Annotated in this window: 14 protein-coding genes; 7 read left to right on the top strand and 7 right to left on the bottom strand. The window is 70.0% G+C overall.

Going from position 1 to position 14,010, the window contains the following annotated elements; translation table 11 throughout:
* Window positions 1-46: 46 nt before the first annotated feature.
* Window positions 47-379, bottom strand: a complete 333-nt coding sequence (locus tag ACIQK6_RS31660; RefSeq protein ID WP_373040477.1) for a winged helix-turn-helix domain-containing protein — start codon at window positions 377-379, stop codon at window positions 47-49.
* Window positions 376-792, bottom strand: coding sequence for a hypothetical protein (locus ACIQK6_RS31655; protein WP_399913432.1), 417 nt, complete (start codon window positions 790-792; stop codon window positions 376-378). The genes ACIQK6_RS31660 and ACIQK6_RS31655 overlap by 4 nt, the downstream gene beginning before the upstream one ends.
* 744 nt (window positions 793-1,536) lie before the next feature.
* Here ACIQK6_RS31655 and ACIQK6_RS31650 point away from each other — a divergent pair.
* The 3 genes from ACIQK6_RS31650 to ACIQK6_RS31640 all read left to right on the top strand — a co-directional run bounded on the left by ACIQK6_RS31650 (window position 1,537) and on the right by ACIQK6_RS31640 (window position 4,129).
* A complete protein-coding gene (locus tag ACIQK6_RS31650; protein WP_402696080.1) occupies window positions 1,537-2,343 on the top strand; it encodes an SDR family NAD(P)-dependent oxidoreductase in 807 nt (268 codons plus the stop codon).
* 161 nt (window positions 2,344-2,504) lie between these two features.
* Window positions 2,505-3,281: a GNAT family N-acetyltransferase gene (locus ACIQK6_RS31645; protein WP_402696079.1), complete on the top strand. Its 777-nt coding sequence runs from the start codon at window positions 2,505-2,507 to the stop codon at window positions 3,279-3,281.
* A 17-nt stretch (window positions 3,282-3,298) separates the two neighbouring features.
* On the top strand, window positions 3,299-4,129 hold the full coding sequence (locus tag ACIQK6_RS31640) for an alpha/beta fold hydrolase (RefSeq protein WP_402696077.1): 831 nt from the start codon (window positions 3,299-3,301) through the stop codon (window positions 4,127-4,129).
* A gap of 63 nt (window positions 4,130-4,192) precedes the next feature.
* Here the strand turns inward: ACIQK6_RS31640 and ACIQK6_RS31635 are convergent, their stop codons facing one another.
* Window positions 4,193-5,617: a hypothetical protein gene (locus tag ACIQK6_RS31635; protein WP_402696075.1), complete on the bottom strand. Its 1,425-nt coding sequence runs from the start codon at window positions 5,615-5,617 to the stop codon at window positions 4,193-4,195.
* Between the two features lie 319 nt (window positions 5,618-5,936).
* Window positions 5,937-6,623, bottom strand: a complete 687-nt coding sequence (locus ACIQK6_RS31630) for a response regulator transcription factor (protein ID WP_402696073.1) — start codon at window positions 6,621-6,623, stop codon at window positions 5,937-5,939.
* A gap of 560 nt (window positions 6,624-7,183) precedes the next feature.
* On the opposite strand from ACIQK6_RS31630, the gene ACIQK6_RS31625 reads away from it, so the two are divergent.
* The 3 genes from ACIQK6_RS31625 to ACIQK6_RS31615 all read left to right on the top strand — a co-directional run bounded on the left by ACIQK6_RS31625 (window position 7,184) and on the right by ACIQK6_RS31615 (window position 10,696).
* Window positions 7,184-8,173, top strand: a complete 990-nt coding sequence (locus ACIQK6_RS31625) for a hypothetical protein (RefSeq protein WP_402696071.1) — start codon at window positions 7,184-7,186, stop codon at window positions 8,171-8,173.
* A complete protein-coding gene (locus ACIQK6_RS31620) occupies window positions 8,170-9,399 on the top strand; it encodes a hypothetical protein (protein WP_402696069.1) in 1,230 nt (409 codons plus the stop codon). Before ACIQK6_RS31625 ends, ACIQK6_RS31620 begins: the two co-directional genes overlap by 4 nt.
* 475 nt (window positions 9,400-9,874) lie before the next feature.
* The gene (locus ACIQK6_RS31615) at window positions 9,875-10,696 is read left to right on the top strand and encodes a GNAT family N-acetyltransferase (protein WP_402696067.1); all 822 of its coding nucleotides are present in this window, start codon (window positions 9,875-9,877) and stop codon (window positions 10,694-10,696) included.
* Between the two features lie 26 nt (window positions 10,697-10,722).
* Here ACIQK6_RS31615 and ACIQK6_RS31610 read toward each other — a convergent pair whose 3' ends face one another.
* The 3 genes from ACIQK6_RS31610 to ACIQK6_RS31600 all read right to left on the bottom strand — a co-directional run bounded on the left by ACIQK6_RS31610 (window position 10,723) and on the right by ACIQK6_RS31600 (window position 13,708).
* Window positions 10,723-11,715, bottom strand: coding sequence for a DUF1648 domain-containing protein (locus ACIQK6_RS31610; RefSeq protein ID WP_402696065.1), 993 nt, complete (start codon window positions 11,713-11,715; stop codon window positions 10,723-10,725).
* Window positions 11,712-12,059, bottom strand: a complete 348-nt coding sequence (locus ACIQK6_RS31605; protein ID WP_402696063.1) for a GntR family transcriptional regulator — start codon at window positions 12,057-12,059, stop codon at window positions 11,712-11,714. Before ACIQK6_RS31605 ends, ACIQK6_RS31610 begins: the two co-directional genes overlap by 4 nt.
* Window positions 12,060-12,145: 86 nt before the next feature.
* A complete protein-coding gene (locus ACIQK6_RS31600; RefSeq protein ID WP_402696121.1) occupies window positions 12,146-13,708 on the bottom strand; it encodes a Na+/H+ antiporter in 1,563 nt (520 codons plus the stop codon).
* Between the two features lie 212 nt (window positions 13,709-13,920).
* On the opposite strand from ACIQK6_RS31600, the gene kdpF reads away from it, so the two are divergent.
* The gene (kdpF, locus tag ACIQK6_RS31595) at window positions 13,921-14,010 is read left to right on the top strand and encodes a K(+)-transporting ATPase subunit F (RefSeq protein ID WP_107093322.1); all 90 of its coding nucleotides are present in this window, start codon (window positions 13,921-13,923) and stop codon (window positions 14,008-14,010) included.

Here is a 14,010-nt window from a genome sequence, read left to right as displayed (position 1 = left end):
CGATGATCGCCGGTCACATCCTGTGGCCGGCGATCGTCCCCCCGCATCAACTCAGAAGGCCCGCGATGGCCGTGAGGGCGGCGAGGTGACGCCGATAGGTAGTCATCCCCTCCTCGGTCAGAGATAGCCAGGTCCGGGGCCGACGCCCGACCTGCCCCTTCTCCACCGTCACCCAGCCCGCTTCTTCAAGGCGCGAGACCTGTTTCGACAGTGCAGAGTCCGTGATCTCCACGAGGTCCCGCACATAGGCGAACTCGGCCTTCTCCACAGGAGCGAGAGCCGCGACGATCGACAGACGCACGGCCGACGCGAGAAGGGGTGCGAGTCCGTGTCGCGGATGAGGGCCCTGACTGCCACCCACCGAGACTTCCGGCGTCATACGGCGCGCGCCTCACACCAGGCCGCCGCAGCGGCCGGCAGCGCGCAGGCGACAGCGGCCACGACCACGAAGGCGACACTGTCCAGGAAGACGGTGAAGCCGAGCACGAGCGTCAGGACGTAGGCAACCGCCCAGGCGCCGATCACCCTGAGATGCCTGCCCCCGTAGCCGCGCGGGACCACGGGCTGCCTCGTGGCGAACACGGACAACCCCATGACTACAACGGCGTTCGCCAACGTGCTGACGAGTGTCCCCGTCCGCCCGTGCCACATCAGCACCGCCGGAACGAGAGCGAGCTGCCACACGGCGAACAGCCAGAGATAGCCGACGTACCAGCCGCTTCGCCCCCGCGCGGTCGCCTCGATCCGCGCAATCCCCTTCAACGATGCGACCGCATTGGCCTGTTCAGACATGGCACACCCCTCCCGTAGTCGCCGAGCAGCCTTGAACCTGCCCACTCGGCATCTACTTTCCACATTAGCAACTACTTGCCGGGAGGGATGCCGGCTGGTGTGCGCGTTGACGGCCGAAACACACGAGCCGCCCAGCTCGGTATCCCCACACCGGAAGCTGGACGGCTCATGTGTTGTGCGACGGTTGACCAGCACGCGGTCGCATCGGCCCGTACCCCCACGGCCGGACCATGCGCATCCTCGGCGGTGTTCAGGTCACCGACCTCCAGCCGCGCGCCACCGGACCGTCACCGGCTCCGTCGCTCCGCCAGTCTGCTCCCGGCCGACGTCCGTGACAACGCTCCTTTACGCGTTCCTTCCGCACGGTCGTCGATCTTTGACGCGGCCCTGATGACCTGCGCGAAGAGCGGATTCGCGCGGTCACCCAACGGCCATCAGAAGGCCGTCAAAGTCCCGTCCAGGATCTTGCCCCGGCATCCCTGATGCGCTGGGATTGGGTCATGAACAGCGGTCCGCGCTACGACGATCGGCCACCGAATCCGGTGCAGCCGACAGCGCCCGCTGTCCGCCCGGCCCTCTGACATCGGCCGCGCGTCCTCCGCGTACCTGCCACCAGTGTCCTGAAGGACTCCGGCCAGGGCTTCGTACGCGTCCTCCCCTTCACCGCATGACCTGAGCCCTCGCCCCCTTCCCAACGCCGGGGGCGCCGGGCGCGTCAGCCATGCCTGCTTCCAGGAATCCGACATGTCTTCATCCCTGTCCGGACGTACCGTCCTCGTCACCGGCGCAACCGCCGGCATCGGCTACGAGACCGCTCGCCAGCTCGCCCAGCGCGGCGCGGTCGTCCTTCTCCATGGCCGCACCGCCGAGGAGGCCCAGGCCGCGGCCGACCGCCTGGTGACCACCGAGGGCATCGACAGCGCCCTGCTGCGCCCGCTCGCCGCCGACTTCGTCCGTCTGGAGGAAGTCGAGAACCTGGCCCACGCGGTCGTACGGGAACACCCGCGCCTCGACGTTCTCGTCAACAACGCGGCCATCGCCGCCCCCGAGCGTCACACCCTCACCGTCGACGGCAACGAGATCGCCTTCCAGGTCAACTTCCTCGCGCACTACCTCCTCACCAACCTCCTGGAACCCTCCCTCACCAGCGACCCGGGCGGGCGCGTCGTCAACGTCTCCTCCTCGCTCCACCGCACGGCCGCCATCCAGTGGAGCGACCCGAACCGGGAGCGCCGATACTCGCGGCTCGCCGCCTACGCGCAGTCGCAGCTGGCGCTGACCGTCTTCGCTTCCGACCCGCGCGTCACCGCGGTCTCCGTCCACCCCGGTGTCTGCGACACCGGGCTCCTCCCCCTCTACGGCAACGAGGGCGCGTCTGCCGCCGAGGGCGCCCAGCACGTCGTACGGCTCTGCGACCCCGCCACCGAGATCGTCAACGGCGCCTACTACGACCGCTCCGAGCGCGTCGCCCCAGCCGCCGTCGCCACCGAGGACCGCACGATCAAGCGCCTCAACAAGCTCGCCGACCTCCTCGTCGGCCACACCGCCTGAAGGGGTACCCGCACATGTCCAAGCGCGCACGCAAGAAGAGGGCCCGCCGCAAGAAGGGTTCCAACCACGGCAGCAAGCCCGCCTGCTAGCGATCAGCCCATCCCGCGGGGCGGCCCTCCGAACAGGGCCGCCCCGCCTCCATGTCCCGACAAGGAACCCTCGTGATCAACTTGCCGTCCCACCGACTCCCGGCCCTCGTCCGCTGGTTCCCCACCGGGGCCCCGGGCTCGGCCGCCCTGACCGAACACGTCCTGACCACCGAGGCCGGCCGCTGGTGGGTGGACCGCGTCATCCAGCCACGCGTGATCGCCGCCGATTGCGGGGACCACGTGCTGCTGCGCGGAGACCCGCAGGCTCTGACGCCGAAGAATCTCGCGGTCTTCGCGGACCACTACATCGAGGCACCGGGCCGCTTCCTTCCTCTGATCGGGGCCGCCTTCGACCGGGTCGTGCCGTGGAAGCGCATGGTGTACGTCAAGCGCTGCCCCGTACCAGCCACCCGAGCGCCCAGGGGTGTGACCGTACGGAGGATGCATGCCAAGGACACGCGCGCGCTCACCACCCTTCCGCCCGCGATGAGCTGGATCCACCGCACCTGGGGCGGACCTGACGCGCTCGCGCGCTCCGGCTACGCCTGGGCCGCCTTCCAGGGCGACCGCATCGTGGCCGTGGCCTGCACCTACTTCCTCGGCACCACCTACGAGGACGTCGCCTGCGTCACCGTGCCCGACCCGCGCCTCCAGTACCTGGCACTCGACTGCATCAACGCCCTGTGCTCGGACATAGCGGCCAGAGGGCACACCCCCAGCTGGACCTGCTCGGCGAGCAACCGCCCCGGCCGCCTGCTCGCCTGGACCGCCGGCTTCCGTCCCGAGCGGGAGTATGCCCACTACGCCGTCGGCACACCGGCGGCAACCGGAAGAGTGGCCGCGGGTTGAGGGGCGATACTCGCCGCGTGGACTCCGTCTACCGCAGCACGCCGGGCCGGGAGCACATCCGCCGCTGGTGCACCGACCGCCTCGACAAATGGCCGGTCCCGAACGAACGAACCATGGTGACCGCCAACGGAGCGCAGACCCACCTCGTCACTGCCGGCACCGGGCCGACCACGGTGGTCTTCGTGCCGGGTACGAACTTCAACGCCGCCGCATCCCTTCCCCTGGCCACCGCCCTTGTCGCGGCAGGCCATCGGCTCGTCCTGCCGGACGTCCCCGGACAACCCGGTCTCAGCTCCGAGGAGCGCGGGATCTCGGGCGGCCGCCTGTCGTGGTCCGGCACCTGGCTGAGCGAGGTCCTCGACGCTGCTGCCGTGACCGGGCCCGTGGTGGTGGTCGGGCACTCATTCGGCGCCGCCATCGCCCTGTCCTGCCCGTCACCGCGCATCGACCGGCTCGTGCTCGTCTCGCCCGGCGGACTGGGCAGGCTGCGCCTCACACCCGGGCTGCTCGGCGTCTCCGCCGCCTGGTTCGTCCGGCCGACTCCGGCGCGCAGCACCCGGCTCCTGCAGGCCATGCTCGCGCCCGGCCACCAGCCTCGCGAGGAACTGGTGGAGTGGATGACGCTGGTCGCACGCCACTCCCGCTCGAGTGGAGCTCCTGGCGTGGCAGACCTCCCTGCGCGGGCCGTTCCGCGACTGGTCACCACGGGAGCGCACGACACCTTCCTGCCACCGCGACGGCTCGCCCCGGCGGTCCGCACGATGCTGGGCACCGACCTGCACGTCATCCCGGACGCCGGCCACCTCGTGATCGAGGAACACCCCGGCCGGCTGGCGGCCCTTGTATGAGCGGACATCGAGCACGCCGATCTTCCCGCCCCTGCCCGCGTCCGTACTGCTCACCGGTCCCTCTCACCGGAACTCGGCCAGCCGGCGCCGCAGCCCCAGCACCGTCAACCCGGCCGTGAGCAGCAGCGACGCGCCGGCCATCGGGCCCTGCGCGTTCAGTGCCCCTCGGCCCTCCCGGACAGCGAGATCGAAGTGCCTCTGGTTGATGGCGGTGACCTGGTCCAGAGCCTTCATCCACTGCCCGAAGTGGGCGTTCGAGGTGTCCGATGCCCAGCCGATGCAGAAGACCGTGGCCTCCTGCTGCTTCCCTTCGGCCACCAGCCGCCGGAAGGTCCGGTCGTCGCGCTGGTAGACGGCGTACGCCTCGACGGTCTTCTGGGCGGCCTCCCGCTCGCCCGCGAAGGTGATGTTGTCCAGTTCGCGCCGGTACTCGCCGGTGAACCGTTTGTCCTCGTGGTTGTTCAGGTACGTGGCCCACGTGTCGGCGAGCTTCCGGTCGTACGTATCGAGTCCGACGCCCTGAATCCCGTACAGCTGATGCGACTTGTCGAGGAAGGAGAGCTCGTACGCGGGGCGGCGGTCGGGGTCCAGGAGGTAGCGGCTCTCGTCGGCGTTGGCGTCGTAGCCGATCGCTTTGGACCGTGACAGCGCGATGACGGAGTCGAAGGAGTCGCGGCGGGCGACCTTCATCCGGTCGTAGGTGATCGTGAGCAGCTGGGCGCCGCACACGACCGCGACCACGGCGCAGAGGGTGGCGGCGATCAGTCCCGGGTTGAAGACCCGGTGGAACCGGCGCGCGAGGTGGATCTGGAGCAGTACCAGCGCGGCGATCAGCAGCACGCCGAGGACGGCTTCGGCGGTCCGCTGCACGTCGAGGTCGCCTCGCGCTGCGACGTACTGCCGCTCGTACACCGCATTGTTGGCGTCAACGAGCTTGCGTGCCTCCGGGAGCAGCCGCCCCGTGAGGAGGTCGGTCGCGGTCCGGTAGTCCTCGCGGGCGGCGTCCTTGCCGCCGGGCCGGCTGTCGTTCTCCAGCGCCCGTCCGATCAGCTCCTGGTAGTGCGCGAAGTCATCGGTGAGCCGCACGACGGTCGCCTCGGTGGCCGGGTCGCCTTCTGAGGCGGCGGCGAGCGTGCGCAGGGAGCGGCTGATGATCTCCTGGGCGTCTCCGTAGTAGCCGCTCGCCTTGGCGTACGAATCTTCCAGGCGCCCCTTGCCGGTACCGGAATCACCACTGGAGAGCAGGATGTTGGCCGTCTGCGCGTCCATGTCGTTGAGTGCGAGGTTGAGCCGGGTCGCGGAGACGGTACGGGGCGCGTCGTGCTGGGCCGTTTCGTCCCAAGCGGTGGTCGCGCCCGTCGCCGCGACCGCGAGCAGGATCAGCAGCCCGGTGGCAAGCAGCACGCACGCCGCGCGAGCGAGGCGCAGCCGGCCGGGCAAGGTGGCCCAGTAGCGGTCGGCGAGCAGGCGGGCCGCCCGGGCGATCATGGTGGGAGGCCGTGGTCCCGGCGGCCCTCCTCCCAGCTCCCCTCCGGACGGCGAACGTGGGACGCTCACGCGACGGGCGTCCGGTGCGGGGCTCTGCGTGACATTCTCTGGAGCCCCCGCTCCCTGGGTCTGTTCGGTACCGGCGGTGATCGTCACTCGCGCTCCAGCTCACACCCGGGCCGTTCGTACGGCCCTGCGTGCACGCCAGCATCTGGCTCAACAGTTCGACCCACCAGGCACGTTGATGGTCTTCATACGCGGCGAGACGCAGAATTGACGGGGCCTTGACGGCGTGCCCGATCCGTCGGCTCCGCTGCACTCACGCCTCGAAGCGGTACCCCATGCCGGGGGCGGTGATCAGATGGCGCGGGTGTGACGGGTCCGCCTCCAGCTTCCGCCTGAGGTGAGCCATGTACACCCGCAAGTAGTTGGTCTGCGTTCCGTAGGACGAACCCCACACCTCCTGGAGCAGACGCCGCTGGCTGACGAGCCGGCCCCGGTTGCGGATCAGGACCTCCAGCAGATGCCATTCCGTCGGCGTGAGCCTGATGCTCTTCCCTCTGCGCCTCGCCTTCTTCGCGAGCAGGTCGACGGTGAACTCCTCGGTCTCGACGACCGCTTCGTTCGCTGCGGCCGACTCCTGAGTCGGTGTGCGGCGGATGACGGCTCCCAGCCGGGCCAGCAGTTCGTCCATGCTGAAGGGCTTGGTGATGTAGTCGTCGGCACCCGCGTCCAGGGCCTGGATCTTCTCCTCGGAGCCGTGGCGGGCGGAGACCACCAGGACGGGCACCTTCGACCATCCGCGCAGTTGCTTGATCACCTCGATCCCGTCCATGTCGGGCAGTCCGAGGTCCAGAAGGACCACGTCCGGGCGGCAGGCCGCCACGGCCTCCAGGGCCGTACCCCCGTCCTGCGCGCAGTCCACGTCGTACTTCCGCGCCTTCAGATTGATCACCAGCAACCGCGCAAGCTGCGGTTCGTCATCGACCACGAGCACCCGGGGCATTGGCGGGCCGCCTTCCTGTTGTATGTCCTGTGAGTACGGATAACCGGAGGGAACAGCGGTTTTCGGCCGCCTCGACAGGCGTTGACGACGTCCATACGGCCGTGGGTGCGACTTCGACGGCTTCCTTACGGCGAGGCTCGCGCGGCAGTGCACGGGACGGCCCGTCCGTGATGCGTCCCGGCTCCAGCCCGACCCCCCGCGGTCCGGACTGGGCGTGGTCTCGGCGCTGATCGTCACGCGCCCTCCAACCTCGCATCACGGACGGTCGTCCGCTTCCCCCTGCCACTCAGTCTGCGATCACCGTCATGTGCCAACGCACCACGTTGACGCCCTTCTTACGGCAAACCCGCACTTCCTGACGCGCTGCTGATGGCGGGCATCGGGGTGTCGTAAATGAGTCGTAAACACCACCGGCATCGGACGTAGCATCGGTGCGTTTGCTGTGATCTACGTGGTTCACGAGGGGGAATGTCATGGGCGTCGGCGGCAGGCAACGGGGGAGGTTCTTCGCCCTTGTTGCAGGTGGGGCGGTTCTTGCCTCGGGTGCGGGGTTGTACGGATTGAGCGCGACGGGCAGCTGGCCGTTCCGCGCGAGCTATTGCTGGGGGGCGTGGCAGGAGGACAGTGGTCCGTCCTTCCTCGGTGATGAGGCGCTCGGCAAGTCCGGCTCCGCGCGCCGGGCCACCGAGTCGGCGCCGCCCTCGTCCACCAGGCCGACCGCCACGTGCACGGTCACCGTCGCCTCGTCGGTCGCCGATGACGACTCCACCGAGCCGCTCACCTTCGATGAGCGCGTCACCCTCACGTACGGCCCCGTCCCGGCCTCGGCCGAGGAGCGCCGTGCGTGGATAGCCCACTTCTTCGACGGTTCGGCCTCGCCGTTGCCCGACGGACTCAACGGGCTGGTCGGCGGCGATCGGGCCATCCTGGTGCTGCCCGAGGCCTGTGATGTGGACGGCAGACCGTCCGCGGTCACCATCCGGAGCGAGAGCTGGGGCGACGGCCACCTGGGGAAGAAGGCCATGCCCTTCACCATCGGAAACCGGATGGACGTCGCCCGGATGCTGCTGGACGCGGCCGGCACCTCTGCCTCGAAGGCGGGCTGCAAGCCCGCCAAGCCGCTGCGCCTGTCCTCGCCGATGGTGGTCACCGCGGAGAAGGACGAGAGGGCCTCCAGTCCCCTGTGCAGGATTCCGGGGGTGACTTTCGAGTTCGGAAAGGACTCCGCCTATCAGCAGCAGGTGGGCGTGGTCGGTGAGCGGCTCCAGACCTGTTCGGTGGTGTGGCGCTCCCGGGGGGTGCCCGATGAGCCGGCGGCGCAGTTCGTGATGGCGTCCGAGCCCCGCATGGTCGCACTGTTCGACGGGCTTCCCGAGGGCAACGGTCAGGGACTGCTGCGGGCCACCTGTGGCGGTCGGCGGACCGTGTTCTACGGGAACGTCGAGCCCGGCCTCAAGGGCCGGAGCCGCCCGGACGACCAGCAGGTCTTCGCGAACTTCACCGCGTCCGTGGGCAAGCGCATCGGGTGCCAGGCCGGGGAGAACCGGTGACCGCAGACAACAACGGCAGCGTGGCGGACAACGGAGAGAGCGTGACACCGGCAGTGGACAGCGAAACGACCCCTGCCCGGCAGCCGGACAAGGAACTGGACCTGGTTCCCTCGGTCCCCTCTCCCGCGCGGCCCTCGTTGTTGCGCCGGCTGCTGCGGAACCACACGGTGCGGGCCACCGCCGCAGGCGTCCTGGTCGGCGGCCTGCTCGGGGCCGGCGCCGTCGCCTGGCGTACGGACACCCTGCCGCTGCTTGGCCCCGCCCCCTGCTGGGATTCCCTCAGCGACTCGACCGTGTCCTCCCTCTTCGGCGACCGCAGGACCGAGGTCGAGGAGCAGGTGCTGCAGACCGACCCCCACGGCCAAGGACTGTCCTACGGCCAGTGCCGCATCACCAGTTACAAGGACGACAGGGCCAGAAGGCAGCTGACCGTACGGGTGCACAAGCTGGACGGTCTCTACGGAAGCGACGGGCGGCAGTGGCCCGAGGAGTTCCTCGCGGCCGGCATGGTGGCACTCGGGGAAGGCCTGCCGGGCATGGCCTCCTCCTCCCGCGCCTGGGTGGCGCTTCCCCAGTCCTGTACCGGCAGGCCCGACCAGTTCGAGGGCCCGGTCGTGGTCGACGTCGGCATGGGGCCTGCGGGCCTTGACATCTCTTCGGAGTACGAGAGGGAGGACCGTGCCGCTCTGGCGCACGCCGTGGTGGACGCGGCCAACGGCGTCATACGTGAGCTGGGCTGCTCCGGGGTCTACCGGTCACCGGACCTGCCGAAGGACGTCGTCGCCTGGCGGGACACCCAGCCGGACGCCTTCTGCGGGATCAAGGGCCTCGCCCTCCCCGCTGCCTACCGCGAGAGCCTGTCACGTGCCCGGGTCAGCGGCGACGGCGGCGCTGCCCGGGTCTGCGAGGCCGCTGGCAGCTACCCCAGGGCTGCCGTTCGGATGACGACCGTCGTGGACCCGGCACTGGCCGAGGTCTTCTCCCAGGACCTCCTCAAGGGCGGCTCGTCCTTCAAGGGCACCAACGGGTTCGGCTCGTTCAACGTGAGCCGGGCCGTGTACCGGGCGCGGTGCCAGAGCGGGGACGTGATCTTCATGCTGGAGCAGAAGGACGGGTTCGGGGAGCAGGACTTCACGTTCGTCCGCGACCTGCTGCCCGCCTATGTCGAGGCGGAGTCCAGCCGCATCGGCTGCGGCCAGGAGAAGGTGACACTGCCCCGCGGGTGAGCCGCGGGTGGCGGATCGGGTTGTGCGGCCCGTGATCGGTAACACCCGTCGTGGCCGGGGCCGGTCATGCCGGCATCAGAGCTGTGTCAAGGACTGGGCGACCTCCTTGATCCCTGTCTCACCAAGCAGTTGGATGAACGATGTGAACAGCGGTCTGCTCCATGACGACCGGCCACCGCATACGGTGCGCCCGGCCTCGCGCGCTGCTCACCTGCCGGTGCGCTGACGCACCGATCGCAATCCGCGGCCGCCAACAGTCACCCGTATGACGGGCGGCCGCTTCCGTCCCGTGCCTGCCCCCGCCCCGGGCAAGCACGGGACCTCGCACGCACCTACTCGCCCAACCTGCAGGTGCCTGCGCCCGTCGGCCACCACGCCTTGAGGCGAGCCACGGCCCGGAGCTGAGCGGCCTCCTGCCCTGTACCGCCCGCTCCCCCTGCCCGAGAACCCGTTGCCGCTCCACCTGGAGACATTCGTGATCGAGCTCTCCCCGCAGCAGCTCCCCGCCCTGAGCCATTGGTTCCCCACCGGCTCCCCCGGTCCCGTGGCTCTCGCCGAGCACGTACTGACGACGGGCGTCGGCCTCTGGTGGGCCGACCGCCCCCACCTGCCTCGCGTCCTCGCCGTCAGCTGCGGGGACCACGTGCTGCTGCGCGGCGATCCGGGCGTGCTCGCCCAGGACGCCCTGACCCGGTTCGCCGGCCGGTACGTTGAGACGCCCGCCCGGTTCTGGCCGTCGCTCGGCTCGGCATTCGAACGCGTCGTCCCCTGGGAACGGATGCTGTACGTCCACCAGCCTCAGGCACCGGTGTCTCTCCCCCGCACCCCGCGTGGCGTAACGGTGCGGCGGCTGACTCCCCAAGACGTTCCGGCACTGGCCGCGATGGACTCCGAGAACGCCTGGATTCATGCCAGTTGGGGCGGACCCGGCGGGCTCGCCGCCTCCGGCCACGGCTGGGCCGCGTTCGCCAAGGGTCGGGTCCTCTCCGTCGCCTGCACCTACTTCCTCGGCAGCGCCTACGAGGACATCGCGGTCGTCACCGTGCCCGATCGCCGCCGTGAGCGCCTCGCACTGGCCTGCGTCGCCGGCCTGACGGCCGATATCCAGGCCCGTGGACACACCGCAAGCTGGTGCTGCTCACGTGACAACCGACCCAGCCGGTTGCTGGCCTGGACGGCCGGCTTCCGGCTGACCCGTGAATACGTCCACCACGTCACCGGCCGGGCCTTGGCAGAGGAGGTCGAGCACAGGCCAGCGGAGCGCCGCCCCGCCACCGCGCCCGCCCTCGCATCGTGATGGCGGGGTGACGCCCGCGCGCCGACTCAGTGGGTGCGCTGCCCGCCCAGGGCGTTCAGCAGGGCGGCGCCTCGTTCGGCATCGTCCACGCTCACCGCGAACTCGTTCCCCCGCCGGGGGCGGATCACCAGGCACTCGCCGGCGCGGAGCATCACCGTCGTGCCCATGCCGCTCAGCCGATACCCCCATCCCCCCACCTGGGCGGGGGTGCGGTTTTCGGCACGCGCCGATTCGATGTCCTCGGCCGGCCAGCGCCGCACCGGCCAGCCGAGCGGACCGAAGGCCACGGCCAGGCCCTTCTCGGTGACACGCGCCTGTACGGAGGCACACGAGAGAGCCGCGACTGAGACCGTGGCGAACGGTGCGACGACCGCCCACTCCACCTCGATCAGGCCGCTCACCGCGACGAGTACGGCAGCGAGCGCGAGCAGCCCGGACAGGGCGCCGATCCAGCGGAGCCACGGGTTCGTCGTACGGGAAAGCCACACGAACCTCTCGCCGGCCGGAACGTCCATGCTCGGACCGCCCGCAACCGCGTGCGGCGCCGCAGCCGGCCCGCGGCGGGCAACCGCCCACCCGGCCAGCCCCGCCACCGTCGCCACCCCGAACGTCAGCACCGTCCACAGACTCACGGAATCGGCATCCCGCCAGTCCGTGTGATCCAGGTTCGCCCGGACAATGGATGCCTGCGCACCGGCGAGGAGGACACCGCTGGACAGCAGTGCGGCTACGGGCCAGCCACGGATCGCCGGGCTTGAAGCCGCTCCCTCACTCCGCCGCGCAAGCACGACGGTCAGCAGCACCAGGAACAGCCAGATGAGCGCCGGAAACAGCGCGGCTGCCCACAGCGGCATCGAGCCGTCCGGTCCGCCGGAGCCGGCGCCCCAGTGAGTCGCCAACCGCTCTGGCAGCCGGTCACCGGCGGCCCAGGGAAGTGCGACGAGCGCGGCTAAGACCGCCACGGCCCAGATCGCAACACCCCACCATTCCCCACCCCTTCGCTCCGTACTGTCTTTCATTCCAGCCCCCTGATCATTTCCATGAGATCGGCCTTGCTGTAGCCCAGATGCGCCGCGTCACCGACCAGTTCGCGCACGCGGTCGAGCAACACCGAGCGCTGGTCCGCCCCCTCGGCCACGGTCACACCGCGACCGCGCCGGAACTCCAGCACTCCCTCGTCGCGGAGCCCACGAAGACCGCGGAGGACCGTGTTGACGTTCACGCCCAACACCTGGGAGAGATCTCGCGCCGATGGCAGGCGGTCGCCCGGGGCGCACTCACCCTCGGCGATGGCACGTCTGATCGCACCCGCGACCTGCTCGTGCAGAGGGCGGTTGTCCGCGATGTTCAGCTTAAACAGCATGGTGCCAATGAAACTATCACCATCGTCACCAAGGAGGGATGCCCAGAGGATCCACCAGGCAGAACCCGTGTGGGCGGCCGCTCGCATCATCTCGCCAAGTCCAGCCGCGCCTCCTCCAGGTCCAGGGAGCGCTGAAGGCGTCGGCGGGTGGTGTCGCTGATGTGGTGTTCGTCGTAGAGACGCTGGAGTTCCACGGCCTCCACCCGGATCAGGTCACGGCGCAGCAGCCGATAGACCTGGTCTGCGGATTCAGCCAGGTCGGCTTCCTCCAGGCGGTCGCGGGCGTGTTCGAGCCGGGCCTGGAGGCTGCGCCGGAGCCGGTCGGCAACGACGTCCGGTACCGCTTCGAGGTCGGACACCTCGTCCAGCCGACGGATGCCGGCTGCGGCAAGGGCGCACCGGGCGGAGGCCTCCTCCCGTTCGGTGTGATCCGGTTCGAGGGCGATTCCGGAGCGACGGACCACGTCGGCCAGGGTGAAGCCCTGGGCGACGAGGGTGACCACCACCACCGACGTGGTCAGGACGAGCACGAGCGGGCGCTGGCCCAGGAGGCTGCCGTCGCCCTCCGCGACCGGGATGGAGAGGGCCGCAGCCAGTGGGACAACGCCACGCGTGCCCGCCCAGGTCAGCACGGCCGGGACGCGCCAGGAGGGACGTACGCCCGCGTTCCGCTGGACGACGGCCGAGAGCGGCAGGACCCACAGCAGGCGAACGGTGATCAAGGTCGCGGCGACCGCCAGCGCGTACAGCGGCCAGAGCCCGTCGGCAGCGGTCAGCGCGGCGACCTGGCCAGGCAGGGTGAGGCCGATCAGGCTGAAGACGACGCTCTCCAGCAGGAAGACCACGGTGCCGTTGACGGCGTGCAGCTGGATCCGTATGCGGGCATTGGTGAACCGGTCCGCCCGGCCTCCGAGCACCACGCCCGCCACGACAACGGAGGTCACGCCGGACGCGTGCACCGCTTCGGCCAGCACGTAGGCGGCGTACGGGGTCACCAGGGCGATGACGGTCTCCAGTACGGGGTCCTCGGTCCTGCGGCGGATCAGCGCCACGACCCCGGCGACCGCTCCTCCGACGAGGGTGCCGCCGCCGGCGAGCAGCGCGAACTCAGTGCCCGCCGCCTGCCAGGACACCCCGGCGGAGGCCGCGGCGACGACGACCGCGACCCGGAAGAGGACGAGCGAAGTGGCGTCGTTGAAGAGGCTCTCGGCCTGCACGAGGACCTGGACACGGGGAGGCAGGGCAAGGCGCCGACCGAGCGCAGTGACCGCTACCGGGTCCGTACTCGCGAGGACGGCCCCCAGGACCAGCGCCATCTGCCAAGTCAGCGGGGTGAGCAGCGATGCGACCAGACCCACCGCGGCCGCCGAGGCCAGGACCAGACCGACCGCGAGCACGCCGACCGGCTTCCACACCAGCCGCAGCTCGCGCCAGGACAGTTCCTCGGCGCTGGCGTACAGCAGCGGCGGCAGAACGATGAGGCCGATGGCCTCCGGACTGACCCGGATCTCCGGAGTACCCGGTATCAGCGCGACGACGAGGCCCGCGACAACGAGCAGTGAGGGCGCGGGGATTCGCCAGCGGCGGGCACCCGTGGCCACGACCGTGGCCAGCACCACGAGGAACAAGACCGTACCGACGCTGCGCATTCCGCCCCCACCCGAGTCGACGCGGACCATGCGGTCACGCGACGCCGACCAGGCTTCCCGGCACACCGCCTTCACCCTATCGATGCAACGGCCGTCAATACACCGTCAAAGTCCCAGTCGACTCGCGTCAGGAGTGCGTCAGGGCCGTTTCCTTCGCGTCATCGCTGCTGTTCGCTGGTGAAGTTGAGGACGTGCGGAGGAGTCGGGTACGGGTGAGCACGGAAACTGTCGTAGGCATCATCGTCGCGGTCAGCCTGGTCGGGTACCTGGTCCTGGCCTTGTTCTTCCCCGAGAAGTTCTGA

The sequence above is a fragment of the Streptomyces sp. NPDC091682 genome (genome assembly GCF_044756625.1).
Classification (GTDB): domain Bacteria; phylum Actinomycetota; class Actinomycetes; order Streptomycetales; family Streptomycetaceae; genus Streptomyces.
This window is presented reverse-complemented; position numbering and strand designations above follow the sequence as displayed.